This is a genomic window from Ferrimonas lipolytica, from assembly GCF_012295575.1.
Lineage (GTDB): Bacteria > Pseudomonadota > Gammaproteobacteria > Enterobacterales > Shewanellaceae > Ferrimonas > Ferrimonas lipolytica.
Window position 1 is genome coordinate 1427665 of sequence record NZ_CP051180.1, and the last position, 26246, is coordinate 1453910.

Genomic DNA, 26246 nt, shown 5'->3' on the forward strand with positions numbered 1-26246 from the left:
CTAGCTCGAGCAATGACGACACAAGCACTGATTTCGCTGCGTTAGCCAGCCGTCCAATGGAAGAGCTTGCTACTGATGTCGATGCTCAGGCAGCCGGTAAGACGTTGTTTGCTGCCAACTGTACTGTCTGTCATGGTTCAGAAGGTCAAGGTATGGGGGCTTTCCCTAATCTAACCGATTCCGAATGGATCTATGGTGGCACCACCGCTGACATCAAAACCACTATCATGCACGGTCGTACCGGTGCTGCTGGTAATATGCCGGCGTGGGATAAGGTGTTGGGCGAGGACAAAGTCCACGTTCTTAGCTCCTATGTTTACAGTCTAAGCAACTGATAACAGAAGCTAAGCCCCGCAATCGCGGGGCTTTTTTAGCTTAGCTATACATCCATTTAATCAAAGGACTCCCGAATGAAAGTACAACCATGGTACCAGCAGTTTTGGCCTTGGTTTCTGATTGTCTTACCATTGTGTGCAGTCAGTGCTTCGCTTTACACCTTCTATCTTGCTAATACTTCCCAGTTCTCACTCGTATCTGAGGATTACTACAAGAAAGGTAAAGGCATCAATCAAGATTTAAGTCGTCTTCGTGCCGCTAAATCATTAGGGTTGGTGTTTCGAATCGATCAAACTGGCAATACCATTGCACTAAGCCAACACGGAGGTGATGAGATAGGTACCGCTCTCACTATTCGCTTCCACCACGCAACCATTGCCGCCAACGACTTTGAACAGGTTGTTACCGCCGACGGTGACGGCCACTACCGCATTGTTACTGATACACCAGTGACCGGAAAATGGCGGGTTCAGATTGAAAGCTACGATTCATCGTGGCAGCTAAAAACAAAAATAACGCTGCCGTTGTCAGACTCTCACTGGTTAAATTAAGGCTCTTCTGTGTCGCAAAGCTGTTTTCACTGCGCCGAGCCGATCCCGGCTAACACGCACTTTTCTAGCGATATCAATGGCACTGATGAAGCCATGTGTTGCCCCGGCTGTGCCGCCGTAGCCGATGCTATTATGGCCGCTGGCCTTACCGATTATTATCGATACCGCACCGATGCCGGCCAGCGCCAAAACGTGCCGGCGGAGTTAGCGACACTTGCAGCCTACGATCTGGCTGAAGTTCAACAAGAGTTTGTTGCTCAAAACGGAAATTTTAGTGAAGTGTTGCTAAGCCTCGATGGGATCAGCTGTGCTGCCTGCGCTTGGCTAATCGAAAAGCACCTACATCGGATTGATGGCATTAGTCGGATCGACGTTAATACCACCACACAACGAGCAGTATTGGTGTGGGATAACAATCTGATTTCTCTCTCTCAGGTATTAACTGAAGTCGCCACTATTGGCTACCGCGCCGCGCCGTTTCAACTCGACCAGCAAGAGCAAGAGAACGCCAAGCAAAGTCAAACATTGCTATTACGGGTTGGCCTAGCGGGACTTGCAGCAATGCAGGTGATGATGCTTGCCGTGGCGCTGTATACTGGATATTTCTACGATCTCGAAGTTGAATACCGCAACTATTTTCGGTGGGTCAGCTTGGTGTTTGCCACCCCAGTAGTGTTGTATTCAGCCCAGCCATTTTATTTCAGTGCCCTGCGAGCACTATTCAGCCTAAAAGTGAATATGGACGTGCCGGTGTCGCTCGCCATCGTTTTGGCCTACGGTGCCTCCGTCGCAGCAACGGTCTCCGGCAGAGGCGAGGTCTACTTCGAATCAGTGGCGATGTTCACCTTCTTTTTATTACTTGGGCGCTTAGCGGAACAAAGGGCACGACGTAAAGCATCTGAGCACGCCAGTAACCGCCAAAAGCTGATCCCAGTTACCGCCTCCATTGTTACCGCTGACGGCGTGATGCAGGTTGTGGCGAAAAGCGTTCAGGTCAGCAATACCGTGCGCATCCTACCGGGAGAAAGCCTGCCAGCGGATGGGGTGATCTCTAGCGGTAGCACAGAGATTAATGAAGCGATGTTAACTGGCGAAGAACGCCCAGTCGCCAAATCTATCGGTGATACGGTATTCGCCGGTACCGTTAACCTTGGCCAGCCGTTTGATTATCAGGTCACCGCCATCGGTGCTGAGCTTAGAATCAACACCTTGGTTCGTCTGCAGGAACAAGCGGCAATCGATAAACCTGCTATTGCACAACGTGCTGATGAGATAGCAGCTTATTTTGTACCAGCGTTGCTCGTTATTGCCGCGCTTACCTATGGTTATTGGCATTTCGTTAAACCGGCTGATGCCTTTTGGATAACGCTGTCGGTATTAGTGGCGACCTGCCCATGTGCACTTGCCCTAGCAACACCAGCAGCACTAACCTGTGGTACCAACCGCATGATGAAACACGGCCTGTTAGTCCGAAGTGCTCGAGTTCTTGAAACCTTACCTAAACTTACTACGTTGCTGTTTGATAAAACCGGTACGCTTACCTACGGCAAGTTTTCACTACAACACACTGAGCTATTGCAATCCGATGTCGACCAACAACGTATTGTCGCAATAGCTGCAGCGCTGGAAAGCCATAGTTCTCACCCATATGCTTCCGCGTTTGCGCCATTTCAAACCGCGAGCGTTGTCGCCAATACCAATCGCAATGTCATTGGCCAAGGTTTGATTGGGGTGGTTGATGGTGTTGAATATCGAATCGGCCGTGCCTCTTTTGCCGATGGCACTGACGACAACTATATCTACCTTGCGAATAACAGTGGTGCACTAGCACGGTTCCTTGTCAGCGATAGTATCCGCAACGACGCAGCCTCAACCATTACTGAACTTCGCCTGCGTAAGTTAAACTGCCAAATGCTCTCGGGCGATCCCAACCCGAGTTCACTAACGGTTGCCAACGAACTGAATCTCGATAGTGCCAAGCATAATTGCTCACCGGAGCAAAAACTTGATTATCTCAAGCGCTGTCGTCAACAGGGGCAAACCGTTGCCATGTTTGGCGACGGCATTAACGATGGTCCGGTTTTAGCTGGTGCGGACGTATCGGTTGCAATGGGTCATGGTACCGATTTGGCCAAGTGCCATGCGGATTTGATCCTACTGGGAGACAAATTACAGCCGATTATTGACGGTATTAAGGTAGCTAAACGAACCAATAGAGTGATTAAGCAGAATTTGTTGCTGTCGCTGTGTTACAACAGCCTTATCGTGCCATTGGCAGTGTCTGGTTTGGTGGCGCCCTATGTAGCAGCAGCGGGTATGTCACTTAGTTCATTAGTGGTATTAGCCAACAGTTTGCGGCTTCTTAAGGATTAGAAATGGAAATCATCTACCTGTTGATCCCTATAGCAATGTTGTTTGTCGGCATCGCGGTGGCAGTATTCTTTTGGGCCGTGCGTTCTAAACAATACGACGATCTCGATCGGGCCGGTTCATCAATTTTGTTTGATGAAGACCAACACAAGCCTAAATAATGCAGCAATATGATTTTTTCGCGGCATTGATTGTCGGTCTGCTCGGTGCTGGCCATTGTTTTGGTATGTGCGGAGGGGTTGTTGGTGCATTCAGTCAGGCGCTTGCACCGGCCCATCGGCTAAGTTTGCAGCATCGAATCACCTATACCCTATCCTATAATCTCGGCCGGATAAGCAGCTATGTGATTGCTGGGGCTGTTGTTGGCTTAAGCAGCAGTGCTCTGGTCACTATCAGTTCAACTGACCACGTAATTAGCGTTTTACAGGCGTTAGCCGGAATCATGCTAGTATTAATGGGCCTATATGTTGCTCAGTGGCTTAAATGGCTGGCGTTTGTCGAGCAATTAGGCAAGCCACTTTGGCAGGCATTGACTCCCGTCCGACAAGCATTAAACGTCATTGACTCGCCATCAAAGGCATACGCTGCCGGTATGGTATGGGGCTGGCTCCCCTGTGGTTTAGTGTACTCAACCCTGACTTGGGCACTGGCATCTGGTAGCGCTATTAGCGGTGCTCAGATTATGCTTGGATTTGGATTGGGAACCTTACCCGCGCTGATCACAATGGGTGCGGCTTCAACCCTAATTTACAACCTCTTGCGGAAGAAAAAACTACGAATAATTAGTGGTTTAGTCTTAATTGCTTATGGTGCGCAAATGGCATATATTGCGCTAAATCAATTTGTTTAATCGACGGGTGTAATGGATGACGTTCGAGCGTACTAACTTTAGAGATCAATTGTCCTCTAAAAGCAGTGAAGACAATAAAGTTGGACTCTGTAATGAGATCCATTGCCACAATTGCAGCATGAAATCGCTGTGTATTCCATTCTCGCTTAACCTCAATGATATAGACGATCTCGACTCCATTATCGAGCGTAAACGTCCTATCCATAAAGGCGACTTGCTGTTCCAATCGGGTCAGCCACTCAAGTCACTTTACGCTATCCGTTCTGGCTCAATAAAGTCCTACACCATCACCGAGTCAGGTGAAGAACAGATAACCGCGTTTCATTTAGCTGGCGACGTGATTGGTTTTGACGGGATCCATAAAGACTGTCACCAAAGTTTTGCTCAGGCGCTTGAAACCGCAATGGTGTGCGAAATCCCATACGATACTCTCGATGCACTCTCGGCAGAATCACCGGCACTACGCCATCAAATGATGCGTTTGATGAGTCACGAAATTGTTAGCGATCAAGAGATGATTCTGCTTCTGTCTAAAAAGAATGCCGAACAGCGCCTCGCTGCATTTCTGAGTAACCTAGCTAACCGTTTTGGCAGTCGTGGTTTTTCGAGCAAGGAATACCGCTTGACCATGACCCGCGGTGATATCGGTAACTACCTTGGTCTTACGGTCGAAACCATTAGCCGTTTGTTAGGCCGCTTCCAAAAATCGGGTTGGATTGATGTCCAAGGTAAGTACATTAAGATCCTTGATATGGCTGTGTTAACCAAGGCCTCTGGTCAACAAGGCAATCAAGGCAGCTGAATGCCATTCATGCGCGCTGTTATTTCGGAAACAAAACTGATCTAGAACAAGATAATTCCATAGTTTCATGCCAACATCTAAGTAACGGATGAAATGGTGAGGTACTAATATGAGCAATTATCAGCACATTCTTGTTGTCATAGATCCAAGCAAAGAGGAGCAAGGCGCGCTTAATCGTGCTCAGTTGATGGCGCAGCGTTGCAACGGACAACTTACCCTTTTTATGAGTATCTTCGACTTCTCTTATGAGATGACATCGATGCTCTCCGCCGAAGATCGAGAAACCCTGCGCGACGGCATTATCGACCAACGTCAACGTTGGCTGGAACAACTCGCGGCGCCGCTTCGGGAAAAAGGCCTCAACGTGCTAACTAAGCTCTGTTGGCACAACCGCCCCTTTGAAAGCATCATTCAGCACGCGTTAACTGCCAAATGCGACATGATAGTCAAAAGCACCCACGTCCACGCCAAACTTAAGTCTGTTATCTTTACCCCAACCGATTGGTCATTGATGCGCAAAGCCCCAATGCCGGTATTGCTGGTTAAGGAACACGACTGGTCATCGCAAGGCGCCATTCTGGTTGCTGTAAATGTTGCTGCGGAAGATGAAGATCATCGCTCCCTCAACGATAAACTGATCAAACGGGCCCAATCTCTAGTTCAATTTAATGATGCGCCAATCCATTTGGTTAATGGTTATCCGGGTACGCCCGTTAATATCGCTATTGAACTGCCCGACTTCGACGCCCACGCTTATAACAATTCGCTCCGTACTCACCATGAAGAGCGCATCTATGAGTTAGGTGCACATTATCAGTTAGGTAAAGATCGGTGCCACGTGCTCGAAGGGATGCCTGAGGATGTGATCCCAGACTTAGCGAAAGAGATGAATGCGTCAATAGTGATTATCGGAACCATTGGTCGAAGTGGTTTATCCGCGGCATTAATTGGCAACACCGCCGAACACGTAATTGACCAAATTGACTGCGATCTACTCACCGAAAAACCAGCAAGCTTCGTTAGTCCCGTTGCTAACAACTAACCTTATTGATGTAACGCTGATATCAAGACCCGAAGAGTTTTGCCTTCGGGTCTTTACCCTGCCCCTTCATGCTGTAAAATGCCCGCCCTTATCTTAATCAACGAGAGGGTTGCTGGTGGAAGAGCTCAGCCAAACACAGAAAACACGCTTAGCCAAATTGCAAAAACGACTGCGCCATGAAATGGGCAGCGCTATCCAAGACTACAACATGGTCGAGGAAGGTGATGTGGTTATGGTGTGCCTATCTGGTGGCAAAGACAGCTATACCATGCTCGATATCCTGCAGAACCTGCAACAGCGAGCGCCGGTAAACTTTAAACTGGTTGCGGTTAACCTTGATCAGAAGCAGCCTGGTTTCCCAGAAGATGTACTGCCGAACTACCTCAAGAGTACCGGCGTGACCTATCACATCCTGGAAAAAGATACCTATTCCATCGTTAAAGATAAAATCCCAGAAGGTAAGACGACCTGCTCGTTATGTTCGCGCCTTCGCCGTGGCACCTTATATGGATTTGCACAAAAGATTGGTGCAACCAAAATTGCTCTCGGTCACCATCGCGATGACATCATCGAAACCATGTTTCTTAACATGTTTTTTGCCGGCAAGCTGAAGGCAATGCCACCGAAGCTACTTTCCGACGACGGCGCCAACGTGGTTATCCGTCCGATGGCCTACAGCCGCGAAAATGACATCGCCGAGTATGCCGAACTGAAGCAGTTTCCAATCATCCCTTGTAATTTGTGTGGTAGCCAAGAAAACCTGAAGCGGAAACAGGTTAAACAGATGCTTATCGATTGGGATACTCAGTTCCCTGGACGTATCGAAACCATTTTTACTGCCATGCAAAACACGGCACCATCGCAGCTAGTTGATCGCAACCAGTTTGATTTTGTCAGTTTGAAGCAGGATCCAGATGCCAAATTTGAAGGTCAGGTAGCGGAAGCAGATCTGCCAGCCTTCGACTTTCTCGATATCGACAATTCTGGCAACATTAACCTTGATAAGAGGTCTGCCGAATCAATTGATGTGGTGCAGGTATTTAAACCTTAACTGCAATTATGTGAGTTCACTAAAAAGCCCGCTAGATAAGCGGGCTTTTTAGTGCTGTGTCGCGGTGGCGACGGCACATTCTTGTATGCATTAGGGGGGAGCTTCGCCCTAATGCAATCCCCCTTGCCTTAGGTCGCAGTCCAAAACGCTTCGCTGAACTGCTCCAATGCGGCAGAAGAACAATAGCGGTAGTGCTTTACCCTTGTATCGCGACTTGCCTAACCAGTGCTTTAACAGCATTGAAAAGAGCAACACTTAATCGGTACACAGCCCTTTTTGATCCAATCAGCAGCCTTACTGCTACAGCAAGCGGCGGTTATGAACCAGCATATCTAGCAGTTCATCGACGTAATCTTGCTTTCGTTCCGAGTACGCCGTTAACGAAGGAATTAAGTCCTTTGCTTCAACCGGCTGCTCAGCAGCGCGGAGCCAACTCCGAACCTTGCGCAACTCTTGATAAGCTGGATTGGTATTGACGTTATTAAGGTAAGACGCAACCGAAGCGTCAACATCTTTGAACCGAGCCACTTCATGATTTAAGCCGCTGCTGCGCGCATTCGGAACCAAACCACAGCCCTTAGAAAAACACCATTGGCCAAAGTAGTTATTGCCTTCAACAGCGAAGCGACTGCTGCCCCAACCGGACTCATTGGCCGCCTGAACAAGCACCATCTCCGTTGGCAACACGTCAACACGCTCTAACAAGCCCTTAATTGACTCTTCATCTAATTTTCGCGCTTCAAAGCGATAGTTATGAGCAATGGTGGTTAGCTGCTCACGCTCAAGTTCCGTTAAAGCACGTTGGTCCTTAACGCTTTGCTTAATCGACAGCAAAAACTCACGTTCTCGAGCAACTACACGATTTTGCTGTTCGACCTTCGGCCGCAGGTAATCAAAGAAGGTCACTTTTTTCGCTGCGATATCGTTAATGCTGGCAAAATCGGGCGCGTCGCTGCTGCGCTCATTCTTAGTTAATGGCAGCGTGTCGATACTGAGTTTCTGGCTCGGAAATTGGCTGGCGATGATAATCAAACCGAAGCCAACGGCAGCGAGCCCTAGCGTTACTTTTTTTATTCTTCCAGATTTCATCTGCGATCAGGCCTCAAAGCTACTCGACTCGCTTGGCGAATCAGTGGTTTCAGTAGGAGCTGGTTGTTGTTGATTAGGGATGAACTGCGGGAAAAGTTCATTAAACAACAGCGCCTTACCATAAAAATACATTGGCACAGTAAACACCAAGCCCAAACCGAATGGAATGGCCGACAACATAATCACTGTGCCCATTGCCATATGAAACATAACAATAAGAAATAGATTTTTATGGACAACCTGCGCCGACTCCCACATCGCTTTAAGCGGTGAGCCTCGTCGGAACAGGTAATAAATATTAGCAAAACTCAGCACAGCGATAAGATATAAACCGGGGATCACAAAAGCAGCTAAGCCAACGTTACCTGCAACACTCGACAAAATCGCTATCGCTATCAGCGGTGTTGCCATTGCCCATGGTTGAAACAGTTGCTTCATCGTCACCGGTAAATTATTTACCTTTAACCAAGCCATATAAGCCAAGCCGGCCTCGAACGGTGCCGCGATAATCAAGATAACCAACTGAAGCGGCAATGACGCTTCAGCAATCGCTTCCTCAGAGCTTGGGTCAATGCCATTAAATTCAACAATAAGCTGAAATCCGACTAGCGCAACAGCAAATAGTATTGCTAGCACAAGGGCTGCAGCCCCAAGCATTGGCTGGATACTGTGCCGAGCTGTAGCAAAAGCAGTTTTAAGGGTATGGGACAAGACATCAATTTTGAACATTCAGTTGATTACATATTGGTTACAAGCAGGAAGCTAAGTATACCTGCCAACGGCGCCAGACAAAATCCCCGCACCAAAGAGCGGTTTAAATCAATTAAGGTGACGTTCAGCGATGCTAAATTATTCCACTTCACCCTCGCTAAACCGAACTAAAATTAACCAAGTATCAACATTGGCAACTCGGTTCAGCCAGCAACAGGAAAACAGTGCAATGGGTCACAAATAATTATGAATTTTTGGAAAAAAATCTTTAGCTAAGAACCGCATGCGCGTAATATCCGACCTTCGATTTTTCACCCGACCTGAGGCGGCTAATGTGCCGCGTGATAGAATTGATGAGCAAAGACAAACCTTCGGCAGTCCTCCAACTTAATGCTGCCAATAAAGCATATCGTGACAAATCTATCCTAAGTGACTTTGACTTGACCATCTATGACGGTGAGTTTGTTACTCTACTCGGCCCTTCAGGCTGCGGCAAAACCACGGTGTTGCGTATTATCGCCGGATTAGAGCCACTCGATGGCGGCGCGATCTATCTTGGTAACGAAGATATCACTCGCGTTCCCGCTGAAAAGCGCCACATTAATACCGTTTTCCAAAGCTATGCGCTGTTTCCACACATGACGGTATATGAAAATATCGCCTTTGGCTTGCGTACCCAAAAAGTTGCCGAAGCCGAGATCCGCCAGCGCGTAAATGAAGCATTGGCAGCTGTGCAGCTTAATGATTTTCACGCACGTATGCCGAGTGAATTAAGCGGTGGTCAGCAGCAGCGGGTCGCCATTGCTCGCGCTGTGGTCAATAAGCCTCGGCTGCTATTACTCGACGAAAGCCTGAGTGCGCTCGATTACAAACTGCGAAAGCAGATGCAAAACGAGTTGAAACGACTGCAACGTCAATTGGGCATTACCTTTGTTTTTGTTACTCACGATCAGGAAGAGGCATTATCAATGTCTGATCGTATCGTCGTTATGAACAACGGCACGATTGAACAACAAGGTTCACCACGAGAGATTTACGAAAACCCAGCGAACCTATTCGTTGCTCAATTCATTGGTGAGTCGAATATCTTCGATGCATTAGTATTGCAAGCAACAGCCCAAGATGAATACCAGGTAGAGATTGAACAACGCCAGTTTACGATCCATAGCGAATTACCATTGCAGCCCCAGCAACGGGTGCATGTATTGTTGCGCCCGGAAGATATGCGGCTGGTTGAGATCGCTAATGGCGCAGAGCAACAGGGCTTAATTGGTAAGGTTCTCGAGCGCAACTATAAAGGCATGACCCTTGATTCGGTGATCGAACTGGAAAGCGGTAAACAGATGCAGATCTCGGAATTCTTCGACGAAGACGACCCAGATTTTGACCACAGCTTAGGTCAACAAGTCGCAATTACCTGGGTAGCGAGTTGGGAAGTGGTATTGCCTTATGAAGGCTAGAGATCAGTTCAAATGGGTCAGTCTTGGGCTGTTAACCACCTGGTTGGTACTGTTCGTGCTCTTCCCTAACCTGATGGTGGTTGCAGTCTCCTTTTTGACATCCGACGTCAAAGAGATGATCCGCCCCGAGTTTAGCCTCGATAGCTATGCCAAGTTGATTGATCCGCTTTACGCTAAGGTATTGCTGCATTCAATCTATCTGGCGGGCGTGACAACCATCATCTGCCTATTAGTGGGGTACCCCGCTGCGTGGTTGATCAGCACCTGCTCAAAACGAGTGCAAGGATTACTGCTGTTCCTTATTGTCGTGCCTTTTTGGACCAACTCATTGATCCGTACCTACGCAATGAAGGTAATTTTGGGTAACCGCGGCATTATCAACAAGGGGTTAATGGAGTTGGGCATTATCGATAGCCCAATACGGATGATGTATACCGAAACGGCGGTAATCATCGCCTTGGTCTACATTTTGCTGCCGTTCATGATTCTGCCGTTATTCAGTGCTATCGAAAAGATGCCTAATACCTACCTTGAAGCGGCCCGAGATCTTGGCTCGACCAAATTGAATACGTTCCGGACGGTGGTTTGGCCGTTAACCCTACCTGGGGTTATCTCTGGTTGTTTATTGGTATTCCTCCCGGCCCTTGGCATGTTCTACATCGCAGATCTATTAGGCGGTGCTGGTAACTTATTGATTGGTAATATCATTCGAGATCAAATTTTGGTTGCACGGAACTGGCCTTTTGGGGCTGCGCTCAGTGTTAGCTTAATCGCCATTATGGGTCTATTGATGTGGGCGTATCACCGTGCAAATACCAGCGTTAAAGAGGCCAAAGCATGATCGGTCGTATCGGTAAGTGGGGATTTATATCGCTGCTATTTATCTACCTATATCTGCCTATTGTGGTGCTGGTAGTCAACTCATTCAATAGCACCAAAAGCGGGATCCGATGGGGGGAGTTCACCACTAAGTGGTATAGCGCTATGTGGAACAACAGTGGCTTGATGGACGCTGCTATGAACTCATTGTTAGTGGCGACGGTAGCAGCGACCGCAGCCACCGTCATTGGTACCCTTGCCGCAGTGGCACTGCACCGCTACCGTTTCCGCGGTAAGGGAGCGCTAAATGGCATGCTGTTTGTTGTTATGGCATCGCCAGACATCGTAATGGCGGTGTCACTGCTTGCTTTGTTTGTCACCATTGGTGTCCAGCTTGGCTTCTGGTCATTACTGATCGCACACATCACCTTCTGCTTACCCTTTGTGGTCGTCAGTGTTTATAGCCGCTTGTCAGGTTTCGATCCGTTCCTTATTGAAGCTGCCCGAGATCTTGGAGCCAGTCAATGGCGCACATTTATTAAAATCATTGTGCCAATGGCCTTCCCTGCTGTTGCTGCCGGTTGGCTTCTCAGCTTCACCTTATCGCTTGATGACGTGATCATCAGTTCGTTTGTAACTGGACCAAGTTTCGAAATTTTGCCATTGAAAGTATTTTCGATGGTTAAGGTTGGCGTTAAACCGTCAGTCAACGCACTTGCTGCAGTTATGCTGCTGTTATCGCTGATAATGGTCGCCATCTCGCAATTTTTACTTAAACAAAAACCCAGCGCCTAATACCCAGTTAAGCGCATTCCAACCAAGGGGAGTTATTTACGATGAATAAAATTAAAGCGTTGCTGATTACCGCATTGCTGGCGGTTACAGCTACCGCTGCAAACGCCAAAGACAACGTACTGTATTTCTATAACTGGTCTGAATACATGCCAGAAGAGTTGTTGCAGGAGTTCGAACAGGAAACTGGCATTAAAGTTATCTACACCACCTATGACTCTAATGAGATGATGTTCGCTAAGGTAGATCAGCTTAAGGGTAAGGGTTATGACATCGTGGTGCCGAGTACCTATTACGTTAAGAAGATGGCTGACGCAGGTTTGCTGCAAGCGGTTGATAAAACCAAGCTAAGCAACTTTAAGCACCTTGATACCGCCATGCTCGATAAAGAGTACGATCCAAACAATACCTACTCAATACCATACATCTGGGGATCAACCGGAATTGGTATCTACACCGATGAGATCGATCCTACCACCATCACCTCGTGGAAGGATCTGTGGGACCCTAAATGGGAAGGTCAGCTGATGCTGATGAATGACCCACGTGAAGTATTCCATATGGCACTGCGGATATTAGGTTACTCAACTAACAGTCAAGATCCGGCGCAGATCAAAGAGGCTTATGAGCTGCTGCGTAAGTTAATGCCGAACGCATTAACCTTCAACAGTGACAACCCAGGCGCACCATACGTTGCTGGCGACGTGTCGTTGGGAATGATCTGGAACGGTTCTACCTATGAAGCACAAAAGGAAGATCCTGCCATCAGCATGATCTACCCAACTGAAGGCGCAGTATTTTGGATGGATAACATGTCTATCCCGGTTGGTGCTGAGAACGTTGAAGCAGCGCACAAGATGATCAACTTCCTACTGCGTCCAGAAATTGCTGCACGTGTGAGCGAAGAGATCGGTTACCCAACCGCTAACAAGAGCGCTAAAGCGTTAATGGATCCAGATTTCGCTGGCAACCCACTGGTGTTCCCATCAGCCGAAGTTATCGAAGCAGGTGAGTTCCAATCAGATGTAGGTGATGCCGTTCAGCTGTACAGCGACTATTGGGATAAACTGCGCGCCGGTATGTAATCGTTGCGAGTTTATCGTGCCATAGCCACAAAAAAGGAGCCTTAGGCTCCTTTTTTATTGCTATGGATAAACAGCGGTTACATTATGAAACCGCTTTAATCGCTGCAATTAAGTGTGGCAGGTTATCATTGGTGATGCCGGCGACGTTTATACGACCAGAACCTACGATGTAGATAGCGAACTCCTCTTTTAGCTGCCCTACTTGTGCTGGGGTTAAGCCGGAAAAGCTAAACATGCCGTTCTGGTACTCAATAAAGCTAAAATCGCCTGCAACACCTGCATCCGCTAACCCTTTTACAAATGCGCCGCGCATCAGTTTAATACGGCTGCGCATCTGTTCCAATTCGTCTAGCCATTGGCTGCGTAATGCGGGCTCGGCCAGGACGGTTGCGACCACTTCAGCACCATGACTTGGTGGATTTGAGTAGTTTGCACGGATTACACGTTTGATCTGCGATAGCGACCGCTCGGCTGCGTCAGTATCTTTAGCGACCACTGAAACCGCACCAATGCGCTCGTTGTATAAACCGAAGTTCTTTGAGAATGAATTGGCAATTAACAGCTCTTCAAGCTCAGCGGCAAAGTAACGCAAACCAGCAGCGTCTTCATCAACCCCGGTGGCGAAACCTTGGTAGGCAAAATCAAACAACGGTAACCAGCCGTTGCGTTTGGCGCTAGCGGCCATCTGTTGCCATTGCGCTAGGGTTGGATCAATACCGCTAGGGTTGTGACAACAGCCGTGTAATACCACAACGTCGTTATCGCTAAGGGTATCAAGATCGGCCATCAAACCATCAAAATCTAAACTACGGCGTTCTGCATCATAGTAGCGATACTGATTTACGGTTAAACCCGCGGTAGTGAAGATCTGTTTATGGTTGGCCCAACTCGGATTAGAGATCCAGATGGTTTTGTCACCCAAGTTTGATTTGATAAAGTCGCCTGCGATACGAAGAGCACCGGTACCGCCTGGCGCTTGAGCGGCTCGAACTCTATCCGCATTGACCACCGGATGGTCGCAACCAAACAACAGCCCTTTTATTTGCTGACGGTAGGCGATGTGGCCATCAATTCCAAGGTAACTTTTGGTCTGCTCGCGCTCTAAAATCAGTGCTTCTGCGGCTTTTACACAACCAAGAATTGGAGTACGACCGGCGTCATCTTTATATACGCCAACACCAAGATTGATTTTGTTACTTCGGCTGTCGGCTTTAAAGGCTTCGTTTAAACCAAGAATAGGATCGGCTGGAGCTTGTTTTATCTTTTCAAACATGGGTCTACGACTATAAGTGGAATGACAATATCACTTTACCATTTGCGGCGACTGGCTGTTAACGAAAATCCTCGCCCCGACCAGTCATTTCGATAAAACCATAACCGGAATTGCTACCACTGATTATTGTCGGGCCTTCCCAATAAGTGGTAGACAATCTATTTAGTTGGTCATTGCTTCTACTGCGCACCATTACGTCGATCTCTTTGTGCGGAACAACCACTCGCCATTCAAGTGGATAATCGCCGCCATCAACCTCAACAAAATTGCTTGGAGCCAATGAGAATCGGTCGCCACCAAAGGTACTAACCGTGCCGTTGGCATCGATCCACGTTGCTTCGCAATTGCTGGCATGACCATCACCACGTAAGCAAAACAACATCATGTTGTCACCGTCGTCAAAATTGAGAGCTAACCAATCCCAGCCACTAAAACGGTCATCTAACAGTGCTGATGACCACTCCCGGTCGAGCCACGCGGTGCCATTAACCTGAAATGGTTCGCCGTCAGCGCTGATGGATCCGCTTACCTGTAATCGTGGCAAACTATAATAATATGAAGCTAAACTACCATCGCCACTTTTATCGCTAAAGCCTTGGTCGCCATGTAATACCAACGGTGAGTCGGCTAACACCAAATCAAGTGTTAACTCAGCTGTGGTCGCAGTAAGTGCCAGTGGTAAATAATCATCCCCGACACTTTGCAGGCGCCAATCATCAACCCAAGCAGCAAATGGCATCGCAACCACGCCAGCCTGCCCTACACCGCGACCAAACCGCTCCCAGGCCAGATGCTGCCCTTGGTGCTCCCACATCAAATGGCCCATGTACCATTGACCATCCCACCACTCGCCTTGATCTGCGGTTGGCCCTAGAAAACGAAACAGAGTGTATTGGATACCATGATGAAGCCCATTTTGATCAGTTACGTTGGCGGTGAGATACCACCATTCAAGACCATAATCGTTATGAGGGCCGTGATCTTTAGGGAAGCTTATCGGTTTACCGGCAACAACCTTGGCACCACGAGAATTGCTGGTATCGTTAATGCCCTCGTTAGTTGGCTGCTCAGAACAGCCACCGATTGCGATGGCAAACAGCAATACTACTAACACCCTAGTCATAAGCGCTCCCCAACCGCGTGAATGTGAGCCTGCTTTGCTGGCAGCAGTGCCAACAGCAGCGACAATGCCATAACAATACCTATCCACACCCACCATTGACCGGCCATAGGGTATATCGGCATGCTCCAACCGAACGAAAGCGGGTTAACCCGAGCCAATAACTGCCAGCCAAGTAGAACCCCCAATGCAGCAGAAAAAGTCAGCGCCAAGCTAAGCAGCAGCCCAAGCTGACCAATACGCGCACCAAATAGCTGCGCTGGGGTCATACCTAACGTCGACAACAAGTCGTTAGTAGGCGACCACAGCTTTCGCTGCGCCATCAGGCTCGCCAACCACGATATTAACGCCACTCCCAAGGTGAGCCATGCCAAGGCATCGGTTATCGCAAACGTGCGCTTAAACAAACTCTGAGCAGTAGCGAGAACATCTTGTTGCCAGAATACCGCTGCTGCGGGAATACCAAGATCGGATTCAAGTTGTTGGGCCAATGAATCGCTATAGCTCATCGACTCCGTTTTTAGGCCGAGCCCGAGCAACGGCAAGCTCCGCATCTCAGTAATCGCAAAAGATCGTTCTACGGTGATTTCCCAATTGGGATTGCCATAGTCGTAATAGATCCCAGCGACGTTACAGCTAAATTGGGCATGACCACTACTTACCTCTATCTGTTGACCCACAGTTAACCCTTGCTGCAGAGCCATCGGCTCGTTGATTAAACAAGCACCATTTGCAGCGGCCAACCACCAGTGCTCGTCAGCTTGCTTAAAGTGAAAGGTGTCCACTGGTACCTGCTTTGACGAAACCACTTTGATATTAGTTGCCCTGCCGACAACCTCACCCTCGCGCTGACTTAACGATTTTACGTCGGTGATGCCATCGAGTTGTTCAAGCTTTGGCAGCCACATCTCAAGCTGTTCGGTTGGTGCACGAATATAGGCAACTGCAAACAGCCGTTGCGATAGATGCTGATCTAGGGCGATGGCGAACGAACCAGTAAGTATGCGCGTGGCAATCGCGGTTGCTAACGCCAGACTTATCGCCACCAACGCCATAGTAAGACTGACACGGCTTTGCTTTAGATCGGCTAGTGCCCAATTCAGATTGACTGGTAATCGGCTAGTGTAATTGGCCAGTAGACCGATGGACTTAGCCAATAGCAGCGGGATCGCTGCCATTGCTAGTAGCAAGGTGAGACCGGATAATATTAATGCCTGCGCTTGTGTTGCGGCATAAAGTGTTAGCCATATCACGGCGGTAACTAGTGGCAGTAATAACCAACGACCAAAGGATTGGAGTTTGTGCCATGGCGCTAACTTTGCCGCCAATAACAACGACAAAGTCAGTACCATCAACAAACAGCAATACAGGCCATATTGCCAACGCCAGTGAATCTCAAATACCGAATCGGCTTGATAAAGTGCTGTTAAGGTGAGTTCTACCCCTGGACTCAACCATTGAGCAATAGTTACCCCAACCACACTGCCACCAACCCCTGTAACCAAGCTGAGTAACATTAGTTCAACTGCGGTTGCAGTTGCCAGCTGTTTCGGAGCAACCCCAAGCTGAGTCAAAACCTGATAGCGATATTGCCGATGGCGAACCAAACTGGATAAAGCGTGATATGCCAGAAGTAGCCCAACTAAAAAACTCAACACCGCCAAGGCGGTGAGGTTCATGCTAAATGCACTTAGCAGCGGTTGTTGTTGCTGCGCCTTGTCTGATTGCAACGCCAAACGCCAATCGTCATCTAGCTGAGCAGTTAACCATTGATGCTGTGTGCTCGTTAGGCTGGCAATATCCAGAAACGAGACTTTATCTTCGCTGCCTAACAGCCGTGCAGCTGGGGCCAGATCCATCCAAAGCCAACTTCCTAGCCCAGCAACAACCTGCGACCGCGGTAACATTTGGCCAGTATGATCGGAGGCTACCGTGTCGTTACTCCAGCCTAGCCTTGATGCAGTTTGAGGAGAAACGAGGGTTTGCCAATGCGGACGACCGTCTACTGTTGGCAGCGACAACCCCCGTAACGGCAACCAGGTTAAATCGGCGAGTTTAATCCGCCCGATCAACACCGGTTGCGCCTCAATGCCTTTTAGCCTCAGTTTAAGCCAAAAGCTGTGCGGGATCTGATAGCCGGGATTGAGTGAGTACAATCGGTAAGATGGTTGTTGGTCGCCACTGCCTTCCGCTTGGCTAAAACTGCTTTTGGCGGCGCGATTCAACACCTCAACACCGCTGAGTAAACCAGCAGCTAGTACTAACCCAACCACTAGCCATAGGTACAGCAGCGCATGTTGACGCCATTCGCCCAGCAATAACCGCAGCCACATGCTACTCATTACTGTTACTCGCAGCCGTTAGCTTGCCATTGGCGAGTATCAAATTTTGACGAAATTGCTGCGCTAAGCGTTGACTGTGGGTCACCATTAACAGTGTTGCCCCCTGCTGACGAGCAAGCGACTGCAGTAGTTGGCACACCACAGTGGAGTTAGTTTGATCAAGGTTACCGGTCGGCTCATCCGCTAGCACTAATTTAGGTTGATGAATTAGCGCTCGGGCAATGGCAACCCGTTGCTGTTCGCCACCAGACAGTTGTTGTGGCATTCGGTCGAGCAAAGATGATATCCCCAGTTGTTCTACCAGTGGCTCAAATAGGGGCGGCGAGCCGTGGCCGTCAGCGAGACGGTACGTGAGCAAAATGTTGTCGCGAACGGATAAGGTAGACAACAGTTGGCAGTCTTGAAACACCACACCTTGCTTACGCCGATGCAGTGCTCGATCTGTCGCATCTAATTGGGATAGCTCGGTTCCGTTGACCCACAACTTACCTTGTTGCAGCGGTTCTAACGCACCAATCAGCCGCAAAAGCGTAGTTTTGCCTGCGCCACTATCGCCAAGCAGAGCGATCTGACTGCCCTGTTCGATCTGGTGGCTTAGTTGGTCGACAATTTTACGGCTTCGTTGGCCGTCAGCACGGCTGAATGTAACGTTTTCGAGTTTAATCATATTTAAACTTTACGCTACAAATCAGTTACTAGGATCACTCTGAATGACGTTTTGCGAAAATCAGTATGTTTCTAGGGGTGATCTGGTCCTGACAGAACCTAGATATACTTACTTGATAACCGTTTTCAGCCAAATATAGGGCACGATCTAGCACCAGATAGCTTTCCAATGCAGGTCGAAACAGTTGCCGAGCGAGATCAAGCCGCCGTTGCCGTTGCCAATCAGCCTGACCTTGCAGCTCAAGCTCATCCCAGCAGGGTGTTGTATTCAACTCAATCCGCAGTTCGGCACACGCCCAGCGGCAAAATGACTCAAACCCTTGAGAGAATATCGCTTTACCACAAGACGGTAGTGGTTGTTGCAGTACATTAATGCTCGCCAACAAACGCTTAAAGCCAAGTCGATAGCTAACTTCTGTTGCCCTTAAACGCCGAACCCGCTCCGGTGCCGTTTTGGTCTGCAAGACCGCTAAACGTAGATGACTGCGATCCAAGGGTAACGATAACTCGAGAGCAAGGTTAGACAGCGGCTGATAGAGTTCTTCGGTAGTTAGATGGTAACAGCAAGGACTTATGGCTAACTGTTCCGTTTTGTTGTTGACTCCGTGGTGCAACAGCTGCCGGTGAAGATCGCCACAGGCATGTAAGGCAACTGCGCGCTGACGTGATTGGACAACATCTGCTGCTTCAGTGGCTAATGCATCTTGGCAAATGAATCGTTGTGGTAGTTGCGCCCGCGCTGCCAACTCAGTGCCACTGTCACACAGCGCTTTATCGTATTCCAAGCTCACAACACTATTGCCGTGCTGCTGAGCGAACAAGCGGCCGAGGTGGCCTTTGCCTGAACACCACTCCAATAATTTACCGTCGTATGGAGGTAATGCCGCTACAAAAGATTGGATCTGTTCCAACTTCCTACCGGGGATATGAGCGAACTGGCGAGGGTTAATCGGCTTCGGTAACGCTACCTCTACCAAGTCAAATTGGGAGAGCTTAGCAAGGTCATAAAGATCATTTAAATAGACGCTAGCGTCAGTAATTAATGCAGCTTGGTTCAAGTCGTACTCGATTACCTGCTGCTCTGGCAGCGCCAACAGCCAATCTGCAAGTTGTGGGTGTTGTTGCAACCACAACGGCTGCGGTTGATTGAACACACTTTCATGCCACAGACTTCGGTAGCTGCCAAGGTAGTGAACCAGCTGGGTTATTCTCTGCTGCCATTGAGAGACCAAAGGGTTACTCCTTACTCAACACGAAACAAAAACAAAAACAAAAAAAGCAGCCTAAGCTGCCTTTCTGTTACAGGATTCGCTTAAGCAGCAAATCCGCTTTGACGCGATGGATTCGCTTTAACAACTTAGCCACCTTAGGTGGGTAGACACTGTTGTGTTCGATATCCCTAAAGTGACTTACCCGGTCTGTATTGCGCAGAATACATTGGCGTTCATTGGCAAACTGGGAGGTTAGTGTCCCTTGTTTATCATGAACCAACAGGCCGTTTTCAAGATCCAAATTCCACGCTCGTGGATTAAGGTTATTACCAGTTAACACATAGATGCTGTCGTCTATCTGCAATCCCTTTAAGTGGTAGCTGTGATTGTCACACTTCCACAATTGGATATTGAGTTTGCCATTATCGATGTAACGCTGATAACGATAAGCAAAGCGCTTTAGGTTTTGTTCGTACAGGTAAGGCAATGCTGAAACCGCGGAAAACGGTTCGTCAGGCGGCGTAAAGAAGTCGTTCGCCGTTTTGTCACCAACCACTACGGTTACTTCTACGCCTTGCTTCATTAACTTGCCAATAGCAGACATTACCGGTGCCGGGAAGTTGAAGTAAGGTGTACAGACAAACACACGCTTTTGCGCGCTTTTTAGTGCCTTGACGATTGTTTGGTTTAGCTGGTTGCTGGTTCGGCCTAAGCCCAACAGTGGGTAGATGTTAATGCCATCATTGCACTCGACCTTATCATTAAATCGATAACGGGTACGGGCTAGCTTCAGCTTGAATTTGCGGATCTCGCGCCGCATCTCTTTGGCTGTCGGGATCGGAAGCTCCAAGAGCGACACTACTGCATCGTCGTTGATCAGTTCGTTGGCCATAAAGGCAACCATCGAATCGGTCAGTGCTTGATTGCTAATTACGTGGTAGCGATCGTAGCGGTAGCGTTCATTCCAACCAAGGTAAACATCGTTAATGCTGGCACCGCTATACAATAGGGTGTCATCTATAACGAATCCTTTTAGGTGCAGTACTCCACTCCACTCTCGACTTTTAACCGGCACACCGTGAACGCCAATCTCAGCAGGAGCAAATTTTTCAGCCCAGTCGCGGTAAAACTTATCGTTACCGACCTGTGGGCCTTTGCCGATCAAGCCGCGCTGGGCACGATGAAAGTCGACCAAAACTTGAATGTCTAATTGGGGCTCACGCTGCTTGGCCTGATAAAGCTCAGTCAGAATAGCTCGACCAGCCTCGTCATCTTGCAGATACAACGCCGCCAGATAGATTCGCTTAGTTGCGGTACGGATCAGTTCAATCAACCGTTCGCGATACTCCTGTGTCGACGTGAGTACTTCGAATTCGGTTGGAGATACGGTTACACCATCAAGTTGGTCTAACCATGGATGAATTGATTGAGTTGCTAGATGCATACTTTTCTTAATTAGCGACGACCAAAGGCCTCGAGTAAAAACATTGTAAGCGCCATTCGTTAATCCCGGAGAACAAAAAACAGCCTCTCTCAAGGGGTTTAGCGAAAAACACAGCTTTAACGCCGCTATGTTAAACAGAGGATTAGCACAGTAGCAAGCATCTAATAGCCCTTAATGGATCACTATTGTAGAACTTGCTTTAGCAACAATCAGAACGTGAGTCAGTTCACACCATTGCAAGACCAGTCACTATCGATAAAACAACCGAAATTCAGGAAGTAGTGATAGCGACTACAGACAAAGCGACAATTGATGCCATAATGGCGACTGTTGCGTACAAGGCATAACGAAGGTCTTGATTCATAATTTTTCGCAAGCGGTTCAGCCTGCCTCCAGATACGATTAATAGATGAGCATTAAAATCACTACTAAATCTAGCTTAAAGTCACTGATTTTGAGTGTCCTATTAACCGTTCCAGCTGTATCCGCTCGCGCTAATTATGCAGATTTCGGCACCTTACTGCCGCAAGGCAGTGAAATGGGGTTCATTCTTACCAATACCGCTGGCACGGTTTTGGCGGAACATAACGCCGACAACATGATGCTTCCGGCTTCAACACTAAAGCTGGTAACTGCGACGGCGGCGTGGCTCGAGCTTGGGCCAGACTTTCGTTACCACACGCGAGTATTTACCGGCGAAGTCAATAATGGCGTAGCTGAAGGCGACCTGATTATTCAAATGAGTGGTGATCCAACGTTCAGCCGCGCCGATCTCTACCAACTGCTCAAGCAGGTTCAGCTGCAAGGCATCCATACCATCAAGGGTCAGCTGATCTTCGACGACCAACTGTTTTATGGTTACGATCGAGCTAAAGGATGGCCGTGGGATGATCTTGGTGTTTGTTTCTCAGCCCCTGCGTCAGCAGTTATGCTCGATGGCAACTGCGTTCACGTCGCACTTGAACCTAAAGCTGGCCATATCGCCGTCAATAAATCAGCTCATATCCCGCTTAACATCGAATCTAATGTCCGCTATGAGCCGATGAGCTCGTTCTGCCCGCTTGAGCTTAATGTTGACCATCAGGTGTATCGACTCAGTGGCTGCACTAATAAAAAGACTAACTTAGCGTTGGCGTTAGACGAGCCTGAAGATTACGTGCGCAAGGTGATATATCAGCAATTACAACAGCTCAATATCTCACTTGAGGGAGATCCAGACCAACAGCAAGCCGTAACCAGCCAAGTTGGTTTGCATCGTTCGGCAACGCTGCCCAAATTACTCACTCTGGTGTTGAGCAATTCAGATAACTTAGTCAGTGACAGTATCCTCCGTACCCTAGGTGCACGAAAGTACAATGTTGGTAGCTTCCAAGCTGGCATCAGCGCCATGCGCGACAGTCTTAAAATCAATTTGGATATGGATCTTGGTAGCAGTGATCTCTATGACGGCTCTGGCTTGTCCCGCTACAATCTTATTAGCCCGCGCACATTGGCTACTTTGCTCAGTTCTTGGCAGCAGGACCCACGCTTACAGCCACTCAACGATATGCTACCGATAGCAGGTCAAACCGGAACGCTGCGTTACCGCAAGAGTACCGCAAAACTCAACGGCAAACTTAAAGCGAAAACTGGCACGTTTAAACAAGTCGCCAACCTTGCAGGTATAATTACCACCAAGGATGATCAACAACTGGTTGTTGTTCAGTTCGTTAACGGCATCAATGGCAATAGTGCCGACGCTAAGGCTCAGGTCAGTGAGTTTGAACAAGCCTTATTACAATGTATCCATCATCGTTGCTTCAGCGACAATTAATGCAATTAGGTACACTTTTGCCGCTATTTATCACAAAGTGATAACCATTCGTTGTTTGGGGAATAAATAATTCGCGATGTTTTTGTAGAATTTGACTATACCTAAAGTATTGAATTAGAAGTTTTCTTGCTCTTGTGGGAGACATATATGTCAATGAAAAGTGCTAAAGAGTTTGCTGTTTGGATGATCGACCGGTTTGGTAATCAAGCAGAAGGGGTGTATCTCGACCGCGCGGACATTCGCGAACTGTCTGGTCGTCAGACTATTCGCCAAGATTTTATTGCTGATGTTCATGCTGAAGTCTGTCGCCACGGCATGGGGTTTGTAACCAATAACCTGAAAGAGCGTTACTTCCTGTTTTATTTACCGAAGCACCATTGGAAAGAGGTTGCAGATCGTTATGCTCCACAACCAAGTTCCAATATTCATAGCCTCGAAAAGCAAAAACTAAGCCGAAGTGGACGTTAAAATAGCTCGTTTGCTAACTTCATCGTTACGTCGGTTGGCGCAAGTGCGCTGGCTAAATGGGCATCAAAGCGTGGCATTAAACGCCCGAAATAAAACTCAGCGATAGCAACTTTACGTTGCTTGAACTGCTGACTTTGAGAAGATGTAGGTAAAGCATTAAGCATTTTCAACCATAGGTAACCGTAGGTTGCGTACCCCATTGCATGCAAGTAGTCGACGGCAGCGGCATTGACGCTGTCTGTTGCATTATCGGCATTCTTAATTGTCTGCGCTGCATCCAATAACCGCCCAAAGGCGCTATCAACGCTATCAGCCCACCCCTTATACTCCGGCGCTACCGCTGCAGTAACCTCACTAACTTGAACTTGTAGCGCCTTTAACGCCGCACCCTCATGAGGAATCACCTTCCGTGCTAATAGATCAAGTGCTTGAATGCCGTTAGTGCCTTCATAGATTTGGGCAATACGAACATCACGAACCAATTGTTCTACTCCGGTTTCACGGATAAAACCATGGCCGCCAAATACTTGCTGGGCATGGATGGTGCTATCAAGGCCTAAGTCAGTGAAAAACGACTTACATAGTGGCACTAGCAGATTCACCATCTGCTCCGCTTCTTTAGTACCGGCAGTGGCATACTTCGATTTATCAAGCTCCATACCCGCCATAACAGCTAATGCTCGGCTAGGCTCCGTCATCGCTGCAATGGTTAACAACATCCGCCGAACATCACCATGAACCACAATAGGATCAGCAGTAGCGTCAGTCTTGTGGACGCCACCTTTACCCTGATTTCGGTCCTTAGCGTATTCTGCAGCCATCTGATAACCCATCTCAGCACAGCCAATGCCTTGTAAGCTTATCGACAAGCGTTCGTAATTCATCATGGTAAACATGGCGATAAGGCCACGGTTGGCTTTGCCAATCAAATAGCCAGTCGCCTCTTCAAAATGCATAACACAGGTGGCCGAGGCCTTAATGCCCATTTTATGTTCCAACGCACCGACGTTAACACCATTGCGCGCACCAATGGAGCCATCGTCATTGGCGATAAACTTCGGAACAATAAATAGCGACAAACCGCGGGACCCTGCAGGCGCATCTGGTAAACGTGCCAGTACTAAATGAACGACATTTTCGGTTAGGTCTTGATCACCACCGGTGATAAAAATTTTGGTGCCCGAGACTTTATAGCTACCGTCCTCTTGCGGACTGGCTTTAGTACGTACCCCACCAAGGTCAGAACCGGACTGTGGTTCAGTCATGTCCATAGCTCCAGCCCATTCGCCGCTGTACAATTTTGGTAAATACAGCTTTTTTTGTGCTTCGGTTCCATGACGATGAATACACAACGCTGCGCCGGCACTCAGTGCACCATAAAGGGTAAATGAGTTATTGGCGCTGTAACACATCTCTTCGAACAGCACCCCAAGACTCTTTGGCATACCCATGCCACCAAATTCAGGATCGCCGCCGAAACCTGCCCAACCGGATTCGGCGTAGGTGTTATAGGCTTCCTTAAACCCGTCTGGGGTAATGACAACGCCGTCAACCAACTTAACGCCCTGCTCGTCACCATTACGGTTAATTGGGGCAAGCAATTCAGAGGTGATCTTGGCGCCTTCATCCAAAATGGCTAAAGCGGTGTCTGCATCGATGTTGTCAGCTAACGCAGGCATCGACTGCCACTGCTCAGCCGCTCCAAATACGTCCATCAATACAAATTGCATATCTTGAAGCGGAGCTTGGTAAGTCATGGGTATCCCTTCTCTAACTGGTTTAAACGATTTTTTAAACGGTCGTTTGATTCTAATCTGAGCCGAGGCTAAATCAAGTCATTGAGACCAATTTTATTGGAAAAGTTACCAAACGGGAAACTACGCCTGATTTGAGCGAAATGTAGCGAACAAACAGCGAAGTAACGTTTATTGAAGGGGAAAAGCCGCCAAAACGTCGGCTGTGATAGCAACCAACAGGCATATAGATCGATTCTAACCAATAAAAAACGGGGTGTACCAACTAAGTGTTGTTCTTACCAATGCTATTAAAGCACCGGCTAGGCAAGTTTTGATACAAGGGTGAGACACTGCCGTCATTGAGATCCTGCCTTAGGTCGCCGCCGCGACATCCTCGCCTAAAGCACCGCAATTGCTAGAGCCGAAGGCTCGATATAAACCTCAACACTTAACTGTGAAACAGCCATAAAAAAAGGAGGCCGAGCCTCCTTTATTTCAACGCAATAACTTAAATCGTTTGGTTAATGGCATCGAGCACAGCAATTGGTTGCTCACTTTGAGTGATAGGGCGTCCTATAACTAGATAGTCGCTGCCCGCCGTTACTGCTTCTGCAGGTGTCATGACCCGCTGCTGATCACCGCGGTCGGTACCAGCAGGACGGATCCCAGGGGTAACCAACAGGAACTCATGACCAAGGGCTTGTTTAAGCATTACCGCTTCTTTAGCTGAACAGACCACACCGTCAAGGCCAGACTCTTTCGCCAAAGTAGCTAACGACAGCACATGTTCATTGGCACTTTTGCTGACATTCAGCTGGCTTAGTTCCTCTTCGACCATGCTAGTTAGCATGGTTACACCAATAAGTAGCGGTGCTTTGTCACCATATGGTTTTAATGCTTCTGCGGCCGCAGACATCATCTTCGCGCCACCACTAGCGTGAACGTTTACCATCCAAACTCCCAATTCTGCCGCCGCAGTAACCGCCTTGGCGACAGTATTTGGAATGTCGTGGAACTTAAGATCGAGGAAGATTTGAAAATCTTTGGCTACTAACGCTTTAACGATCTGCGGCCCGAACAAAGTAAACAGCTCTTTGCCAACTTTAAGTCGACATTTACTCGGATCGAGTTGTTCTACCAGCGCCATAACCTGGTCATAATTATCAAAATCTAGCGCTACTAAAACTTTTGGATCGTTACTCATTATTTTACTCC

The 26246-nt window shown here is 48.2% G+C and carries 23 protein-coding genes and 1 pseudogene; 14 read left to right on the forward strand and 10 right to left on the reverse strand.

All coding sequences use genetic code 11. The annotated features are described in order from the left end of the window. Positions 1 to 95 precede the first annotated feature (95 nt). The 8 genes and pseudogenes from HER31_RS18970 to ttcA all read left to right on the forward strand — a co-directional run. Positions 96 to 335 (forward strand): annotated as a pseudogene (locus HER31_RS18970) (c-type cytochrome); the annotation flags it as partial. Positions 336 to 410: 75 nt separating this feature from the next. After that, positions 411 to 887 (forward strand): FixH family protein, encoded by a 477-nt coding sequence (locus HER31_RS06725; RefSeq protein ID WP_168659847.1) that lies wholly within the window; start codon positions 411 to 413, stop codon positions 885 to 887. A gap of 9 nt (positions 888 to 896) precedes the next feature. Beyond that, positions 897 to 3260, forward strand: coding sequence for a heavy metal translocating P-type ATPase (locus HER31_RS06730; RefSeq protein WP_168659848.1), 2364 nt, complete (start codon positions 897 to 899; stop codon positions 3258 to 3260). 2 nt (positions 3261 to 3262) lie between these two features. Next, the gene (ccoS, locus tag HER31_RS06735; protein ID WP_168659849.1) at positions 3263 to 3418 is read left to right on the forward strand and encodes a cbb3-type cytochrome oxidase assembly protein CcoS; all 156 of its coding nucleotides are present in this window, start codon (positions 3263 to 3265) and stop codon (positions 3416 to 3418) included. Next, on the forward strand, positions 3418 to 4107 hold the full coding sequence (locus tag HER31_RS06740; protein WP_168659850.1) for a sulfite exporter TauE/SafE family protein: 690 nt from the start codon (positions 3418 to 3420) through the stop codon (positions 4105 to 4107). The genes ccoS and HER31_RS06740 overlap by 1 nt, the downstream gene beginning before the upstream one ends. Positions 4108 to 4123: 16 nt before the next feature. Next, the gene (locus tag HER31_RS06745; protein WP_168659851.1) at positions 4124 to 4909 is read left to right on the forward strand and encodes an FNR family transcription factor; all 786 of its coding nucleotides are present in this window, start codon (positions 4124 to 4126) and stop codon (positions 4907 to 4909) included. A gap of 109 nt (positions 4910 to 5018) precedes the next feature. Continuing rightward, positions 5019 to 5951, forward strand: coding sequence for a universal stress protein UspE (gene uspE / locus HER31_RS06750; protein WP_168659852.1), 933 nt, complete (start codon positions 5019 to 5021; stop codon positions 5949 to 5951). A gap of 112 nt (positions 5952 to 6063) precedes the next feature. Next, positions 6064 to 7002 carry a tRNA 2-thiocytidine(32) synthetase TtcA gene (gene ttcA / locus HER31_RS06755; RefSeq protein ID WP_168663197.1) on the forward strand — a complete coding sequence of 313 codons (939 nt, stop codon included), beginning with the start codon at positions 6064 to 6066 and terminating at the stop codon, positions 7000 to 7002. Positions 7003 to 7302: 300 nt separating this feature from the next. Here ttcA and HER31_RS06760 read toward each other — a convergent pair whose 3' ends face one another. Both HER31_RS06760 and HER31_RS06765 read right to left on the reverse strand, forming a co-directional pair. Next, positions 7303 to 8091, reverse strand: a complete 789-nt coding sequence (locus HER31_RS06760; RefSeq protein WP_168659853.1) for a glucosaminidase domain-containing protein — start codon at positions 8089 to 8091, stop codon at positions 7303 to 7305. A 6-nt stretch (positions 8092 to 8097) separates the two neighbouring features. Then, the gene (locus tag HER31_RS06765; protein ID WP_168659854.1) at positions 8098 to 8820 is read right to left on the reverse strand and encodes a hypothetical protein; all 723 of its coding nucleotides are present in this window, start codon (positions 8818 to 8820) and stop codon (positions 8098 to 8100) included. 335 nt (positions 8821 to 9155) lie between these two features. Here HER31_RS06765 and potA point away from each other — a divergent pair, with 335 nt between their 5' ends. From potA to HER31_RS06785, 4 genes are read left to right on the forward strand one after another with little or no spacing between them, the layout of a single operon-like run. Next, positions 9156 to 10262: a spermidine/putrescine ABC transporter ATP-binding protein PotA gene (gene potA, locus HER31_RS06770; RefSeq protein ID WP_168659855.1), complete on the forward strand. Its 1107-nt coding sequence runs from the start codon at positions 9156 to 9158 to the stop codon at positions 10260 to 10262. Next, positions 10252 to 11103 carry a spermidine/putrescine ABC transporter permease PotB gene (gene potB, locus HER31_RS06775; RefSeq protein ID WP_168659856.1) on the forward strand — a complete coding sequence of 284 codons (852 nt, stop codon included), beginning with the start codon at positions 10252 to 10254 and terminating at the stop codon, positions 11101 to 11103. The genes potA and potB overlap by 11 nt, the downstream gene beginning before the upstream one ends. Further along, positions 11100 to 11876, forward strand: coding sequence for a spermidine/putrescine ABC transporter permease PotC (gene potC, locus HER31_RS06780; RefSeq protein WP_168659857.1), 777 nt, complete (start codon positions 11100 to 11102; stop codon positions 11874 to 11876). The genes potB and potC overlap by 4 nt, the downstream gene beginning before the upstream one ends. Positions 11877 to 11917: 41 nt before the next feature. Next, a complete protein-coding gene (locus tag HER31_RS06785) occupies positions 11918 to 12958 on the forward strand; it encodes an extracellular solute-binding protein (RefSeq protein WP_168659858.1) in 1041 nt (346 codons plus the stop codon). Positions 12959 to 13040: 82 nt separating this feature from the next. On the opposite strand, the gene HER31_RS06790 is transcribed toward HER31_RS06785, so the two are convergent. The 6 genes from HER31_RS06790 to pssA all read right to left on the reverse strand — a co-directional run bounded on the left by HER31_RS06790 (position 13041) and on the right by pssA (position 21014). After that, positions 13041 to 14231, reverse strand: coding sequence for an amino acid aminotransferase (locus tag HER31_RS06790; protein ID WP_168659859.1), 1191 nt, complete (start codon positions 14229 to 14231; stop codon positions 13041 to 13043). Positions 14232 to 14289: 58 nt separating this feature from the next. Next, positions 14290 to 15354 carry a lipocalin-like domain-containing protein gene (locus tag HER31_RS06795; protein WP_168659860.1) on the reverse strand — a complete coding sequence of 355 codons (1065 nt, stop codon included), beginning with the start codon at positions 15352 to 15354 and terminating at the stop codon, positions 14290 to 14292. After that, positions 15351 to 17693, reverse strand: a complete 2343-nt coding sequence (locus tag HER31_RS06800) for an FtsX-like permease family protein (protein WP_168659861.1) — start codon at positions 17691 to 17693, stop codon at positions 15351 to 15353. The genes HER31_RS06795 and HER31_RS06800 overlap by 4 nt, the downstream gene beginning before the upstream one ends. Then, positions 17686 to 18360, reverse strand: a complete 675-nt coding sequence (locus HER31_RS06805) for an ABC transporter ATP-binding protein (protein WP_168659862.1) — start codon at positions 18358 to 18360, stop codon at positions 17686 to 17688. Before HER31_RS06805 ends, HER31_RS06800 begins: the two co-directional genes overlap by 8 nt. Before the next feature lie 34 nt (positions 18361 to 18394). Next, the gene (locus HER31_RS06810; RefSeq protein WP_168659863.1) at positions 18395 to 19591 is read right to left on the reverse strand and encodes a methyltransferase; all 1197 of its coding nucleotides are present in this window, start codon (positions 19589 to 19591) and stop codon (positions 18395 to 18397) included. A gap of 67 nt (positions 19592 to 19658) precedes the next feature. Next, the gene (pssA, locus tag HER31_RS06815; protein WP_168659864.1) at positions 19659 to 21014 is read right to left on the reverse strand and encodes a CDP-diacylglycerol--serine O-phosphatidyltransferase; all 1356 of its coding nucleotides are present in this window, start codon (positions 21012 to 21014) and stop codon (positions 19659 to 19661) included. Between the two features lie 409 nt (positions 21015 to 21423). On the opposite strand from pssA, the gene dacB reads away from it, so the two are divergent. Continuing rightward, positions 21424 to 22827 (forward strand): D-alanyl-D-alanine carboxypeptidase/D-alanyl-D-alanine endopeptidase, encoded by a 1404-nt coding sequence (gene dacB, locus HER31_RS06820; RefSeq protein WP_168659865.1) that lies wholly within the window; start codon positions 21424 to 21426, stop codon positions 22825 to 22827. Between the two features lie 147 nt (positions 22828 to 22974). Next, positions 22975 to 23295 (forward strand): hypothetical protein, encoded by a 321-nt coding sequence (locus tag HER31_RS06825; protein ID WP_168659866.1) that lies wholly within the window; start codon positions 22975 to 22977, stop codon positions 23293 to 23295. Here HER31_RS06825 and HER31_RS06830 read toward each other — a convergent pair. Both HER31_RS06830 and pyrF read right to left on the reverse strand, forming a co-directional pair. Beyond that, positions 23292 to 25052 (reverse strand): acyl-CoA dehydrogenase C-terminal domain-containing protein, encoded by a 1761-nt coding sequence (locus tag HER31_RS06830; RefSeq protein ID WP_168659867.1) that lies wholly within the window; start codon positions 25050 to 25052, stop codon positions 23292 to 23294. The genes HER31_RS06825 and HER31_RS06830 overlap by 4 nt on opposite strands. Positions 25053 to 25539: 487 nt before the next feature. Continuing rightward, the gene (gene pyrF / locus HER31_RS06835; protein WP_168659868.1) at positions 25540 to 26235 is read right to left on the reverse strand and encodes an orotidine-5'-phosphate decarboxylase; all 696 of its coding nucleotides are present in this window, start codon (positions 26233 to 26235) and stop codon (positions 25540 to 25542) included. Positions 26236 to 26246: the final 11 nt, after the last annotated feature.